General features: G+C 30.6%; 13 protein-coding genes and 1 riboswitch. Of the genes, 4 read left to right on the top strand and 9 right to left on the bottom strand.

Annotated elements, in window-relative coordinates; genetic code table 11:
• Positions 1-180 precede the first annotated feature (180 nt).
• From HR065_RS00860 to HR065_RS00840, 4 genes are all read left to right on the top strand, one after another.
• Positions 181-831, top strand: a complete 651-nt coding sequence (locus HR065_RS00860) for a hypothetical protein (protein ID WP_178734034.1) — start codon at positions 181-183, stop codon at positions 829-831.
• A 168-nt stretch (positions 832-999) separates the two neighbouring features.
• A riboswitch (Lysine riboswitch) is annotated at positions 1,000-1,174 on the top strand.
• 108 nt (positions 1,175-1,282) lie between these two features.
• The gene (locus HR065_RS03590) at positions 1,283-2,866 is read left to right on the top strand and encodes an ABC transporter substrate-binding protein/permease (RefSeq protein ID WP_218644377.1); all 1,584 of its coding nucleotides are present in this window, start codon (positions 1,283-1,285) and stop codon (positions 2,864-2,866) included.
• 332 nt (positions 2,867-3,198) lie between these two features.
• Positions 3,199-4,635: an exodeoxyribonuclease VII large subunit gene (locus tag HR065_RS00845; RefSeq protein ID WP_178734033.1), complete on the top strand. Its 1,437-nt coding sequence runs from the start codon at positions 3,199-3,201 to the stop codon at positions 4,633-4,635.
• A gap of 348 nt (positions 4,636-4,983) precedes the next feature.
• Positions 4,984-5,331 carry a hypothetical protein gene (locus HR065_RS00840; RefSeq protein WP_178734032.1) on the top strand — a complete coding sequence of 116 codons (348 nt, stop codon included), beginning with the start codon at positions 4,984-4,986 and terminating at the stop codon, positions 5,329-5,331.
• Positions 5,332-5,625: 294 nt separating this feature from the next.
• On the opposite strand, the gene HR065_RS00835 is transcribed toward HR065_RS00840, so the two are convergent.
• The 9 genes from HR065_RS00835 to gpmI form a co-directional block, all read right to left on the bottom strand.
• Entirely contained in the window at positions 5,626-6,240 is a 615-nt protein-coding gene (locus tag HR065_RS00835) for a lambda-exonuclease family protein (RefSeq protein ID WP_178734031.1), read from the bottom strand.
• A 50-nt stretch (positions 6,241-6,290) separates the two neighbouring features.
• Entirely contained in the window at positions 6,291-7,052 is a 762-nt protein-coding gene (locus tag HR065_RS00830) for a TatD family hydrolase (protein ID WP_178734030.1), read from the bottom strand.
• A 117-nt stretch (positions 7,053-7,169) separates the two neighbouring features.
• Entirely contained in the window at positions 7,170-8,549 is a 1,380-nt protein-coding gene (gene lpdA, locus HR065_RS00825) for a dihydrolipoyl dehydrogenase (RefSeq protein ID WP_178734029.1), read from the bottom strand.
• A 48-nt stretch (positions 8,550-8,597) separates the two neighbouring features.
• A complete protein-coding gene (locus tag HR065_RS00820; protein WP_178734028.1) occupies positions 8,598-9,380 on the bottom strand; it encodes a dihydrolipoamide acetyltransferase family protein in 783 nt (260 codons plus the stop codon).
• A 26-nt stretch (positions 9,381-9,406) separates the two neighbouring features.
• Complete coding sequence (locus HR065_RS00815; protein ID WP_178734027.1) at positions 9,407-9,643, bottom strand: biotin/lipoyl-containing protein; 237 nt, start codon at positions 9,641-9,643, stop codon at positions 9,407-9,409.
• 41 nt (positions 9,644-9,684) lie between these two features.
• Entirely contained in the window at positions 9,685-10,662 is a 978-nt protein-coding gene (locus HR065_RS00810; RefSeq protein ID WP_178734026.1) for an alpha-ketoacid dehydrogenase subunit beta, read from the bottom strand.
• Between the two features lie 2 nt (positions 10,663-10,664).
• Positions 10,665-11,762 carry a pyruvate dehydrogenase (acetyl-transferring) E1 component subunit alpha gene (pdhA, locus tag HR065_RS00805; RefSeq protein WP_178734025.1) on the bottom strand — a complete coding sequence of 366 codons (1,098 nt, stop codon included), beginning with the start codon at positions 11,760-11,762 and terminating at the stop codon, positions 10,665-10,667.
• A gap of 404 nt (positions 11,763-12,166) precedes the next feature.
• Positions 12,167-13,513: a pyruvate kinase gene (pyk, locus tag HR065_RS00800; RefSeq protein ID WP_178734024.1), complete on the bottom strand. Its 1,347-nt coding sequence runs from the start codon at positions 13,511-13,513 to the stop codon at positions 12,167-12,169.
• A gap of 68 nt (positions 13,514-13,581) precedes the next feature.
• Positions 13,582-15,108: a 2,3-bisphosphoglycerate-independent phosphoglycerate mutase gene (gene gpmI / locus HR065_RS00795; RefSeq protein WP_178734035.1), complete on the bottom strand. Its 1,527-nt coding sequence runs from the start codon at positions 15,106-15,108 to the stop codon at positions 13,582-13,584.
• Between the last annotated feature and the right edge of the window lie 4 nt (positions 15,109-15,112).

Genomic DNA, 15,112 nt, shown 5'->3' with positions numbered 1-15,112 from the left:
TTTTTATTGTTTATTTTTTTTATATTGTAAAATATAAGATAGATTGAAAATAAAATAATTATATGAGGAAAATAACTAAAAAACTTTAAAAACAATAATAATAATTTTTTTAACATCTTATAATTATGCTTTTTTAAACTAAAAAAAATATCTTGGAAAGAGTGGATAATATATAAAAAAATGAAAAACATTAAAAAAAATAAAAAGTTGAATAGTTTCTGGATCATTGTGATGGTTGTTGCTTTAATACCAACTGTTATCCTTATCGCTTTAGCATGGAAGACATCTAGCGCCGATCTAGGCGTAGAAGCGGACATATCTGCTCCTCAAGTTTTTGTTGCAGTAGTTCAAAAAGATATAACTAAAAAAAAATTAGTTCCTGACAGTGAAACACCCTTAGACACCGAAATCCAAACTATCGTCCAAGAAGTGGAAGTAACTAACAAAAGCGAAAATGACTTATATTTAGTGATTGATCCAGCAAAAGTCAAAGGCAAAATTAAAGCAGAAGTCAGACCAAATGAGACTCTTGACGATGATACAAAACAAAAAGTAGAAGCTGTTTTAAAAGATGCTTTAGAAATCAAACATTATTATAAAGAGAAAAACGCCCAAGGAGAAGAAGTAGACACAGAAATAACTAATACAAAAAGACCAAAAGTATCGAAAAAAGATCCCAACAACCAAAATAAATTAACCGTTTATAATAAAATTAAATTAAAAGCTGATAAATTAGAAGGTCATGAAAACTTACAATTATTCAAAGATTCTGTCTCCAAAATCAAAATTAAATGTGAGATCAATTATAAATTAGTTGAGGAACAACAATAATACTATCCAATAAGTAAGAAAAGAGCCTAAATAACAAAGCTTTAAAGAAGTTATCTCCTGCCTCATAACCAAGTTTTGAAGAAATCTCTTATTTTCTTTAAAAAAACAATTGACAAACCACTTTATTTAAGTTATAATCTAATTATAAAATTTTAAAAAAAATAAAAGATTAAATTCAGAGGTAGCGATGCAGATTAGTATTACACGGAGAAGGCATTCTTAGAAGTGTAAGAAAGGTAATCATCGCCGAATATAAAACTATGGCAATAGTTTTATATGGGGTTATAGAATAAGAGCTATAACACTCTTTACTTTTTTAAAAAGTAATGGGGCTGACAAAACATAAAACAAAGACTCTTTCTTTTATGCTAACCAAAACCCTTACTTTTTAAATTAGTAAGGGTTTTTCTTTTATTTAAAAAATGTTTTTTAAATAAAAGAGGTAAGAAAGATGGGTTTAAGGCAAAAGAAAATTTTAATCATTTCGTTAGTTGTTTTAATTTTTAGTATTGTAATCAGCTATGGTATTTATCGCTTTTCTACTAGAAAATCAAGCGATAGTAATCAGAATGTTTTAAGAATCGGTATGGAAGTAGATTACGCTCCTTTTAATTATGGCGTAAGTCCGGCTGACAGAACGGATGAAAGTTATCCTGTCGGTACTGACGAAAATGAACAAAATTTTGCTGACGGTTATGACGTTTATATGGCGAACAAGATAGCTACAAGTCTAGGGCGTAAATTAGTTATCGTTAAAAAAGAATGGGATGGTTTAATTCCTGCCTTACAAAATGGCGAAATTGATTTAATCGTAGGTGGAATGACTAAAACAGACGAAAGAGCTAAAATGATAGATTTCACTGAACCTTATTTAAAGCCAACAGTACGTTTCATCGTTCATAAGGATAATCCTCAAAATATCCAAAATATTAGTGATTTAACAGGTAAAACATTAGGGGTTCAAAAAGAAACCATTTATGAAAAAAAAACAAAAGAATTAGCTGGTAGCGAAGGAACAGTAGAATTTTTAGACAGTTATACTGATTTAATTACCAAAACCAAAACCAAAAATATTGTCGGTTTTATAGCTGAATCTCCTTTAGCCCAACTTTATTTAAATAAATTTTCTGATTCATTAACGACTATTGATAATGTTGATGCAGCATTATATAAACAAATTCAAGCTGCTAATATGGATATTGACACCAGAATTGGGGTTAGACAAAATAATCCTTTATTAGGACAAGTTAATGAAGTTTTAAGTAAAATAGATGAAAATACTAGAACACAATTTATGGAACAAGCAGTAAAAAACAATAGCGCCATTGAGCAAAAAAGTAGTATTTTCTCTATCTTAAGAAGAAACTCTGGTTTATATCTGAAAGGTATTAAAATAACCCTTCTTTTAGCTATTGTAGGTACTCTAGGGGCGTTTGGAATCGCTTTAGGTATTGTTTATCTAAAAGGAAAAAAACAAGACAGAAAAAAAGTCACTTCTGTTCAATATTATATCCAATTGATAACTGATCAATTGCTCTCTGCTTATATTTTTGTTATCAAAGGGATTCCGATGATGATTCAAGCGATGATTTTTTATTACGGTATCCACGCTTTAGGAGAATTTAAATGGTTAACTCCTCTAAATGCTGGTCTAATCGTGATTACCTTCAATTCTACCGCTTATATCGCTGAAATCATTTTAAGAAACGTTAATTTCTTTGATCCAGCTCAAATAGAAGCCGCTCAAGCTTTAGGGATGACAGAAAAACAAACATTAAGGCATGTTATTTTTCCTCAAGCGATCAAAAGATCTTTACTACCGATAATGAACGAATTTATCATTAATTTAAAAGATGGTTCTGTTTTAAGTGTTATTGGGGTAATGGAATTGTTCGCTGTTACTAAACAAATTAGAGGTGCAACTTTCAATACTTTCGCGACTTTCACTATCGCCGGGGTTATTTATTTAATTTTAATTTTATTCGCTAATATCGGTTTAAAAATATTAGAGAAAAAGTTAGGCACTCATAAATAACTATTAATCCCTAAATCATTGGAAAGTATAACTTCCTTTTCCACATTCTCCAAACAAAATTAACTTTAAAAAAACCTACCTTTCCATTTTTCTTTTTCTTAATTTTCCTCGCTTTTCACACTATCTTCCTATCCTATCTTATAATTACCTTATGATAAATCGTATCATAAGGTAATATTTTTTATGTATTTGTGCGCTTTTTTAACTATTGAAAGTCATTTCAAGAAAAAGAAACTAATTTATCGAAAAATTTGACTTTTTAAAAATATAAATGTAGAATACATATATAGTTTTTTTATTAATTAATGAATAAGGGTAGGGAATGGAATGATATGAATAACTATGATGATGTTTTTTTAAAAGAGAGTTTATTGCAAAGAGCTCAAGAGGCAAGAGATTTATTAAATTCTTTATTCACAGACGTTCTCCAACCTTTTCAACAAAGTAATACTATCGACAAGAGAATCTATCAATCAATAAAAGAACAAACCGACAAAATGGCCCACGAAATGGCAAGTTGGAAAGAATTAGAACACTTACTAAATGAAAACGAAAAACAAAAATTATCCAAAACCGTTAAAGAAGTAGAATTTTATTTACAAGAAATACAATTGTTTTTTGACGAAGTGGTCTTAATTAATCCAGACGGTCCTATAGTGGAATTAAAAATTTTTATTGAAATGTTGGAAAAAACTTGTGATCATTACAATCAAGTTCACAGAGATTACTTCTTATTCACAGGAAGCGCTTTAAACCATAAACAAAAAGAAAAAGACATCTTAAGTATTATTGAAAAAATAGAAGATTATATCAATACAAGTTATTTAATGGTTTTTACTTTTGATAAAGAAGATGATGTGGACTTATGTACGAGACATATAGATAAATTAATAGAAGTGAAAATGCTGTTTGTTGATTTATTAGAGCGCATTGATCAAGTGCAAAAACAATACAAAATAGTCATCCAAAACTTAAAAAAAAGTCATTTCGGTAAAATATTATTGAAGCAAAAAAATATTAATTATAAATATAAAAACTTATTCAATCCTACTTTTTTAAATCATTATTTTGAAAAAGGAGAAATAGAAGAAAAAAATGTATTATTGAAGGGTCAATTGTTTTCTTTTTCGCACGATAAATTAATTGATATATTAGCTGTGCGAGATGAAGGTGTACAAGTTTTCAACGGCTTTTTGCAAAAAGATAATTTTACTCAAGAAGAATTAAACATAAAAAAAACAGATCACATAATAGCTATAATTAAAATATTGCGCAAATCAAGTGAAACGCAATTGATCGATTGGGTAGAATTCATTAAAATAAACAAAGATTGGACTAAACACTTAAAAATAAGTCCAAATAAAAAAACCATCCCTTCCTATCCACAAAAAATAGGTTTCATTGTTTGTGATGAAAATTCTAAGGCTAAAAAACTGCAAAACAATATTCAAAAAAAACTCCCTTCCTCTGAAATGATCACTTTTTATGTTTCAACTGAAAAAAATGATGCAGTCGATAAAATAGCCAATATTATTAGAAAATTTAATAGAGAAAAATTAGTAGATGTTTTCGTTATTTTAAAAGAGAAAGATAATTTGGAAAATTTATGGCTATTCAATTCTAGAAAAATAATAGAGACTTTGTCTAAGTCTAAAATTCCTATGATTTCTTTTATAAGTCATGAAAGAGATTACACTCTTTTAGATGAAGTGGCTGACTTTTCTGCTGCCAATTATAAAGAAATTCTTGCTTTAATAACTGAGAAATAAAATTTTATTAGCGAGGCGTTTCTTGTGTGATCTTTTTCAACGAAAAAAATAAATATGTAATTAATTTAAAAATAATAAACGTTATCTTTCTTCTATTTTTTGTTTAAAAATTAACAACTTTATAACTTTTATAAAATAGAACATTTAACGTTCAATTTTTCTTTTTTTCGAACACATATCGTACATATTATTCCTCAAAAAAGCGTTTTTTAGAATATTATTCGCATAACTCCTATAAAGAGATTATTTTATTTGATTTTTATTAAATATATGGTATAATGTCAATATAACTTTTGCCATTTAATAAAGTTATAATGATTATTAAATTTAATATGAAAGAGGCAAAAAATGAGCAACGATAAAAAAAATAAAAGCGAAACTTTAATGCAAAAAGTAGTTAAATCAGCTATTATCAACATAGTGATGACGACTTTAGTTTTAGCTTTAGTGTTTTTCTTGTATAATGAAACTTTAAATTTAGTGGAAACATTAACAGATAAAACGCCCACTTCTCAAGAAAATAAAAAATTTTTAAATTTATTGTACCAACCGATAACTTACAATAAAGATTTATTCAGTTTAAAAAACACTCAATTATATTTATTATTTTATAGATTAAATATTTTCGCTTATATTATCTGTTTAATAATTTATAACGTTAAATTAGTTAAAGATTTAAAAAACTCACAAAGATAATTTTAAAAAGCAAGTATAATTAGGATTTATATAAATTTGAGACCAAACAAACCAATTGATAGTTTAATGCGTTAAAAACGTTTTAACCCTATTCCATTTAAGACCAATAATTTGTTTGGTCTTTTTTTATGCCCTTAAATAGGTCTTTATTTAACTAATAACAAAACACCCACTAAAACAACCAATTACAATATATATTAAGTTACGACATATATTAAATTACATAAAAAAAGAACCTCCAAAAAAGGTTCTTTTTTTGTTCCTCTTATCTAAAGAACAAATCAATCAAACAGATCATTTTTCTTGTAACTTATCTAAAGTCGCTTTAGCTTCATTTAAAAGATTATAAAAAACATGAGCTTTTTGATACATTTCTTCAATAAATTTAGGGTCTCTGTGGATTTCCTTAACCTTGCTGCTCTGAAACGTTTGATACACTAAGAAAAACGCTTTTTCTGTATCAGAACAAAAGAGTTGAGCTTGCACTTGAGCGTAATAATACATAGGTATTTCGTTATTTAACAAAAACTTGCTCCAAGAAGGGCTGTTATAAGAAATAGGACATTTTATTTCTAAAATGCTGTTAGATTCTTGATGCCAACCATCTAAAGAAGCGGACATAAAATCTTTAGTAAAGACAGCAGGAACGAATTCCATATTGTTCACTTCATTAAAAAAATTTCTCGCTTCTGGTTCTAAACGTCTACCGTGACGCATAGCATTATTATCTTCGATTTTTTCTTTAAAAAGTTTTCTTTTAAAAAGGGCTTGTTTAGATTCAAACGGATTTAACCCCATAATAGCAGCAACTTCTGAAGCGTTAATATAGTTGCTTCTATGCTTGTGCCATGCTTCAGAATTTTGTTCTAAATTAACCATTTGATTAGATTCTGATTTAGTAAATTTCATAACAAACAAACCTTTCTTGCTAACAATTATCAAGTTGTTAAGGGAATGAATTAAAGATGAGGTAAAAACAGTTTTTTAACGTTTTGAGTAGTTTGTTCGGCTACTTCTTCTAAAGTAATGTTTCTTAAACTCGCGATTTTTTCAGCTACTAATTTAACCAAAGCGGGTTCATTTCTATGTGATTTTTTTCCCGGAGAAGGGGTTAAAAAAGGTGAATCAGTTTCTAATAAGATTTTATCTAAAGGTAATTCTTTCGCTAAAGTATGAACTTCCGAAGCTTTTTCATATGTCACAATCCCACCGATACCTACGTAAAATCCTAAATCGATCGCTCTTTGGGCTGCTTCCAAATCGGTTACTAAAGAATGGAAAACGCCTCTAATTTTGTTTTTATAAGGCAACAAGATGTCATATATTTCTTCAAAAGAAGAACGAGCGTGCAAAATGATGGGTAAATCATATTTGATCGCTAATTCAACTTGAATTTTTAAAGTTTTTTGTTGTAATGGCAAGGTTTTTTGTTCATGATATAAATCAATACCAATTTCACCCACAGCCACCACTTGAGGGAGTTTTAAATATTTTTCAATACTGAAAGGATCTTCATTAGTCACATAAGACGGATGAATCCCCACAGCGACTTTGATTTCAGGGTTTTGAAGGGCTAATTCGATGGCTTTTTCGTTCGTTTTCTGATCTAAACCAGGGACGATAAAATATTGAACATCGTTTTTTATAGCTCTATTTATAACATCTTTTAAATCTTTAGAATAATCATCTAAATTAAGATGAGCGTGAGTATCAATTAACATGTTTTATTTCTCTTTTTAATCATCATATTTGGTTATTCAATGATAAATTTTATCATTAAAATTAGAAAAAAATAACTCATAAAAATGGGTTATTTTTTTCATTAAAAAGTATTATTTTTACATATGGATTGGTTTATCAATCGCGCCTAAAAAAGTTTCTAAAGTTAATTCAGATAAAGTTGGATGTGGGTGGATAGCGTGAACAACATCATGTGCTGTTCCTTCTAATTCCATAGTTACACCAATTTCACTAATTAATTCAGTAGCATTATAAGAGAAAATATGCATTCCTAAAACTTTAAGATCTTTTTTATCAACGATTAATTTGGCAAAACCATCTGTTTCGCCGTCAGCTAAAGCTTTACCGATCGCTTTAACAGGAAATTTAGAAACTTTGTATTCAATTCCTTTAGCTTTCACTTGTTCTTCAATCCAACCAATAGTGGCGATTTCAGGGAAACCGTAAACACAGGAAGGAACACGATCGTAATTCATTGGTTTTAAATGAGCATCAGCTTCTAAAGCATGAGTAACAGCGATAATTCCTTCGTGGCTCGCTACGTGAGCTAACATATATTTACCGTTAACATCGCCAATAGCATAAACATCTTCTACAGAAGTTTTTAAAAAGCCGTCTGTCATAACGCCTACTCTGTCAGTTTCTAAATTCAACTTTTCTATCCCTTTTAAATTAGGTTTAGTTCCAGTTGCCATTAAAACAACATCAGCTTCTTCTACGTGTGTTTCGTTTTCATAAGTGTAATGCACTTTATTATTATCGATTTCCACTACTGCAGCTTCAGTTAAAATTTTAATTTGGTTGCTTTTTAATTTTTTCGTGTAAGCATCAACAATATCTTTATCCATCACGTTTAAGATAGAGTTCGCTCTTTCTAAAATAATTACTTCAGCGCCAAATTTATTAAAAATAGTCGCAAACTCTACACCAATAACTCCACCACCAATAATAACTAATTTTTTCGGAAATTTTTCCAATTGAACTAATTCTTTACTAGTGTATAAGTATTTGTTTTCGTATGCTTCTTTAGCGCCTTTAATCGGAGGAATAAAAGCACTCGCTCCCGTAGCGATAATAAGTTTTTTAGTTTCTAAAACTTTATCACCTACTTGAACTTGATGAGCTGATAAAGCCTCAGCAAAACCGTTATAAACATCAATTTTATTTTTTTTCATTAAGAAAGAAATACCGTTAGTTAATTGTTTAACTATTTTGTTTTTACGTTCTAATACAGAAGTCCAATTTACTTCGACATCCGTACTAGTTTCAATACCGTATTCTTTAGAATGTTTTAAAAGGTCAAAAATTTTAGCGCTTTTTAAAAAAGCTTTAGTTGGTATACAACCGTAATTTAAACAAATTCCGCCTAATTTATGGTCTTCTACTAAAGCAACTTTAGCTCCCATTTGGGACGCTTTAATAGCGGAGGTATAACCGCCAGGTCCTCCGCCAATAATTAAAATATCATATCTTTCCATCAATTTACTTCTCTTTTTTATAATTCAGTCAAAAAATAATTTTCCTTTTTATAAAGCAGTGAAATCATTTTCTAAAGTTTTAACATCGTTTAATAATTCTTTAATTTTTTTCAATAATCTTCCGCCGTCAGCACCATCAATAATACGGTGATCGATCGCTAAAGATAGAGGTAACATATCAGCTACAACAATTTCGCCGTTTTTAACTATTGGTTTTTTAACTATTTTACCAATACCAAGAATAGCTAATTCCGGATGATTAATAATTGGTGTACCATAAGTAATATCAATAGCGCCAAAATTACTTAAAGTAAAAGTACCTTTTTGTAATTGAGGTAATTGTAGTTTTCTTTCCACTGTGTTAACAGATAAAGTGTGGATTTCTTTCGCTAACTCTAAAACAGTTAAATTATCAACGTTTTTAATGTTAGGAACAATTAAGCCATCTTTAGTGTCAATAGCAATGCCTAAGTTAATATAGTTTTTAATGATTAATTCTTCTTTTTCATCATCAAAACTAGCGTTAAAAACAGGATATTCTTTTAAAGCTAAAACAACCGCTTTAGCGATAAAAGCCATATAAGTTAATTTAATGCCTTTTTCTTGAGCTACTGGTTTCATTTGCGTTCTTAAAGCTACTAAATTAGTAATATCTACTTCATCCATTAAAGTTACTTCAGGAATAACTGTTTTGGAAATGCTCATTTTTTTAGCAATTGTTTTTCTTAAACGAGAAATTTTTTTAATTTCTACGTCTTCTGTGTTAGTATTTGTGTTGTTTTCTACAGCTTCTTTTGTAGGGTTTAAAACATTGTCGTTATTATTTGTCATTTTTAAAACGTCCTTTTTTATTTAAATTATTCTTCTTCAATAACAGCTAAAACATCTCCAACGTTAACATTTTCGCCCTCTTGGTAACCAATTTTAGTAATAGTACCAGTTTTAGGAGCAGTTATGTCAGCTTGTAATTTATCAGTTTCAACGATTACTAAAACATCGCCTTCTTTAACTTTGTCGCCAACTTTACAGTTCCAAGTTAAAACAGTTCCTTCGTTAATTCCTTCGCCTATATCAGCAAATTTTAATTCATACATATTATTACCCTCATTCATTTTTTTAAATTTTTTTGTTTAAATTATTTTTTTAAAGCTTTTTTTACGCCATAAATTACTTTATCAGCGTTTAAAACTTGGTGATATTCTCCTCTTGCTAAAGGCATGATGATATCATGACCTGTTACACGACTAGGAGCAGCTTTTAAATGATCAAAAGCATATTCATTTACTAAAGTAATTAATTCACCAGCTGGTCCATAAGTTTTAGTAGCTTCATGTACTACAACTAATCTACCAGTTTTTTTCACAGAATTAAGAACTGTTTCTCTATCAATCGGATTAATAGTTCTTAAATCCACTAATTCTACAGAAATGCCATCAGCTTCTAGTTTTTCTAAAGCAGATTGAACGATGGAAACAGCTGAACTCCAAGCGATTACAGTTACATCTGTACCTTCTTTAACTACGTTCGCTTTACCAATTTCTGTTTCGTATTCTTCTTCAGGAACTTCTTGTTTTCCTGCACGATATAAATATTTAGGTTCCATGTAAACAACTGGATCCGGGCTATTAATAGCGGCAATTAAAAGACCTTTAGCGTCGTAAGGATTAGAAGGAACTACCACTTTTAAACCAGGAATAGAACCTAAAATAACTTCTAAACTCTCTGAGTGATGTTCTAATGCTTTAACTCCGCCACCAACAGGAACTTTTAAAACCATAGGACAAGAAAAACTGTTACGAGTACGATTTCTCATTCTCGCAGCATGAGCGATTAAATCTTCTAATCCCACATAAAGGAAACCATCAAATTGAATTTCAGCTACAGGAATTAAACCGTTCATAGACATTCCGATCGCACTACCAACGATAGCAGATTCAGCTATAGGAGTATCGAAAACACGAGATTCTCCGTATTTTTTTTGCAATCCTGCAGTAACACGGAAAACTCCTCCTAATTTACCAATATCTTGACCAAAAACCACTACTTTAGGGTTTTTAGCTAATTGGAGATCTAAGGTATGATTAACCGCTTGCAATAAATTCATTAAAGCCATTTTTATTTACCTTCTTCTTTTGATTTTAAAAATTGTTCGTATTCTGCGTGTTGTTCTTTTAATTGAGGTGTCATTTCATGGTAAAGATGTTCAAAAATTTCAATCGGTTCTACATTAGCGCCGTACGAAGTAATTTTTTCATGTACTTCGGAAACGTGTTTTTCTGCTTCTTGATTGATTTGTTCTACCATTTCTTCAGTTAAAACGTTTTTTTTCAACAAATACTTTTTAAAACGTTCAATAGGATCTTTTTTATTCCATTCTTCCTCTTCTTCTTTAGAACGGTATAAGTTAGGGTTATCGTTAGTTGTATGAGCTCCCATACGGTAAGTAAAGATCTCAATTAAACTAGCTCCTTCGCCGTTACGTGCTGCTTCAGTAAATTCTTTAACAGCCGCATAAACAGCTAAAACGTCATTACCATCTACTTGAATACCAGGAATACCGAAAGCATAGGATTTTTGTGCTAAAGTTTCAGAGTTAGAAGCGATTTTTCTTGGAGTAGAAATAGCGTATTGATTGTTTTGAATCAATACTACTAAAGGAGCTTTATAAACGGATGCGTAATTCAAACCAGCATAAAATTCTTCATGAGCTGTTCCGCCATCACCAATAGTCGCTACTGTAACTTCTTTTTTGTTTTGCAATTTACTTGCTAAAGCTAAACCAGCACCAATATTGATTCCTGAACCAATAATAATGTTAACTGGTAAAATACGTTTAGAAGGATCCATTTTAGAACCTTTTTCGTTACCATACCAATAAAGGTAGATATTTTCTAAAGGAATACCACGGTATAAATAAACCCCAATATCACGGAAATAAGGTGAAACCCAGTCTTGGTCTTCTAAAGCTGCTGCTGAACCGACTTGACCGCCTTCATGTCCTCTGTTAATAACGTAAGAAAGCATTCTGCCTTGACGTTGGTATTGAACCGCTTTAATATCAGAAACTCTTGCTAAAACCATAGTTTTATACATTTTTAACAGTTTTTCTGCAGGTATTTTTGGTTCTAATTGTGGATTAACTACATTTCCTTCTGAATCCAAAATTTGTAATCTTTGTTTTTTCAAAGGATCGTAAGATTTACTTAATGTCATTTAGAAAATTAACTCCTTTTATTTTTTTTAAATAATTTTTTGTAAAGACGAATTTAGCCACATTAATAACATGTTGTTTGAAAAAATTAAATTTCTTGTTTTTTTATTTTAAGCAAAAGTTTTTTTCAAAAACATTTGTTAAAATAATTTTTTTGGTTTAAATACAAAGGTAAAAATTAGTGAAGAAAATCTTAATAATAATGTATTTAAACGAAAAAAATATAAATTTATTAAGAAATTTAAGACCATCTTTAATTTTAACTTATTTTTTAATTTTTGTCAAATATTGTTGATAATTTTATTGTTTCTTCACTGATAGGACTCTTTTTATCCCTTGTCTTATTTAGTTCCTAGAAGTCATTATTTTAGTTAAAAACCCTTTTTAAGGGCTTTTTAAGGATAAATTATTTAATTTCTATTTTTCCTTCAGTAACTACTATGATTTCTCCGTCTTCGCCCTCAGTTAAAGCATCTAGTTTACGGTCTAATTCTGCTTGGTTTAAAACTGGAGTGATACCGTAACTTAAAGCTAATAAATTAGCTTCTTTTTCGTCTTGAACTGTTGCTAAAACAGGAACAGAAGGATGGAATTTAGAAATGCTTTCAGCATCTTCCCAATTGCTCACCAAAATCGCTGCAATAGGATAACGCACTGATAATTCCGCTGCACTTAATAAAAGATCTTCTTGTAAACTTTCTGGTTCATAAAGAGGAGCAAAAAACTCATTTTCACGCGCTTTTTCAGCTTGTTTATTGATTTTATGCATAAATTGTACTGCTTCTACTGGATATTCTCCTGAAGCAGATTCGCCGGATAACATAGTGGCAGTAGTGCCTTCTTTAACAGCGTTATAAACGTCTGAAATTTCGGCTTTAGTTGGACGAGGGTTTTTTTGCATAGATTCTAGCATTTGCGTAGCTACTACAACAGTTTTACCTTCTTCTAAACATTTTTCAATGATAGTTGTTTGGTATAAAGGAACCATTTCGCCGGGAACTTCGATACCTAAATCTCCTCTAGCGACCATAATACCATCAGAAACTTCAATAATTTCGTCTAAATTGTCAACCCCTTCTTGGTTTTCAATTTTAGAGATAATACGAATATGATCGTTGTTTTGTTCTTTTAAAATTTTTCTTAATTCTAACACGTCTTCAGCGTTTCTAACGAAAGAAGCAGCGATATAATCGTAATTTTGTTCAGAAGCAAAAATAACGTCTTGACGGTCTTTTTCGGAAACAAAAGGAATGTTTAAACTAACGTTAGGAACGTTAACTCCACGACGTGATTTTACAACATGAGTGTTTTTGGCTTTGGTTACTAATTCTTTTTTCTGAGCGTCTTTTTCAACGATTTCTAAAGATAAATAACCATCATCAACATTAACCACATCACCTACGTTTAATTCATCATAAAAACCAGGATAAGTAACAGAGAATAAAGAGGCGTTACCTAAGACTTCTTCAGTAGTTATTCTTACTAAAGAATCTTTAGTAATAGTGACTGCTCCGTCAAATTCATGAGTTCTTACTTCCGGTCCTTTGGTATCTAATAAAGTAGCCACATGAGTGTTTAATTCTTGGTTTAAATCACGAATAGTTTTCAGTAATTTTTTACTGTTATCGTATTGAGCGTGAGAAAAATTAAATCTCGCTACATTCATGCCAGAAAGCATCAATTGCTTTAAAACGTTAACATCATAAGATGCAGGTCCTAAAGTACAAATAATTTTAGTTTTATTCTCTTGCATTGTTTTACCTTTTCTTAAATATAATTTATTGTTCGATGAAAATATTTTTTAACCATTAAAAGGTTAATTTATTTTATTAAAGATTTTCCCGTCATTTCTTTGGGTTGAGGTATTTTCAATAATGCTAATAAAGTCGGAGCTACATCGCATAAAGCACCTTTTTGCACAGAAACATTTTCATCCGTGACAATAACAGGCACTAAATTAGTAGTATGAGCGGTATGAGGACGACCTTGCTCATCTGCCATTTGTTCGGCATTTCCGTGGTCCGCCACTACAACGGCTTTTCCACCTACGGATAAAATAGCTTCTACTACCGTTTTTAAAGCTTTATCGGTGGCTTCGACAGCTGCAATAGCTGCTTCTAAAGAACCTGTATGACCGACCATATCCGGATTAGCAAAATTTAACACCATTGTTTGATATTGTTTAGATAAAATAGCTTCTTTCGCTTGGGCGGCGATTTCTAAAGCGCTCATTTCAGGCTTTAAATCATAAGTCGGCACCGCAGGAGAAGGGATTAAAATCTCCTCGCAACCTTTTAATTTAACATGCTGAGAACCGTTAAAAAAGAAAGTCACGTGAGGATATTTTTCAGTTTCCGCTATTCTTAATTGTGCTAAATTATGGTTAGCTACCACTTCGCCAAAAGTATTGGTTAAATCTTCTTTTTGAAAAGCTACCGCACCTTTCACACTTTCAGCATAAGGAGACATAGTTGCACATAAAACGTTATTTAATGTTTTTTCGCCTTGAAAAGGAGTTTTGCCAGGAGTGATGAAAAGATCGGTTTTAGTAGGGTTGGATAAAGCGGTCGCTAAACGGACGATACGGTCAGGTCTGAAATTGAAAAAGATCACACCATCGTTATCTTCGATTAAACCATTAACATCCGCAATAGCCGGTTTGATAAATTCATCAGTAATATCGTCACGATAAGATTGTTCCATATAATCTATTACTGACCCTATTATCGGCGCTTTTTGAGAAACTAACATATTATAAACCGTATTAATACGTTCCCAGTTATTATCACGATCCATAGCGTAATATCGACCCGCTACAGAAGCAATTTTAACTTTTTGTTCTAAAAGAGGTTTAAGATAATTTAAACCAGATTTAGGCGATGTATCGCGTCCATCGGTAAAAGCGTGTAAATAAGTTTTTTCGGTTAAATTATTTTGTTCAGCCATCTCTAATAACGCTTGAGCGTGGTTGATATGGGAGTGAATACCACCATCAGAAATCATGCCCACAAGATGCAGTTTACTATTGTGTTTTTTCACATGTTTGATGACTTGTAAAAAACTTTCGTTTTGAAAAAAATTTTTTTCTTTAATAGCTTTGTTAATTTTGGTTAAAGATTGGTAAACTATTCTACCAGCGCCTAAATTTAAATGACCCACTTCGCTGTTACCCATTTGTCCTTCAGGTAAACCAACGGCTTCCCCTGACGCCACTAAGGCGTTGTGGGGATAACTTTTAAAAAGAGAATCTAAATAAGGTGTCTGAGCTAACAAAACAGCGTTATTTTGTTTTTGGCGAGAAATTCCTAAACCATCTAATATAATAAGACCAACAAATGATTCCAAAATAAAT

The sequence above is a fragment of the Candidatus Phytoplasma pruni genome (assembly GCF_013391955.1).
In the GTDB taxonomy this organism is placed as follows: domain Bacteria; phylum Bacillota_I; class Bacilli_A; order Acholeplasmatales; family Acholeplasmataceae; genus Phytoplasma.
This window is presented reverse-complemented; position numbering and strand designations above follow the sequence as displayed.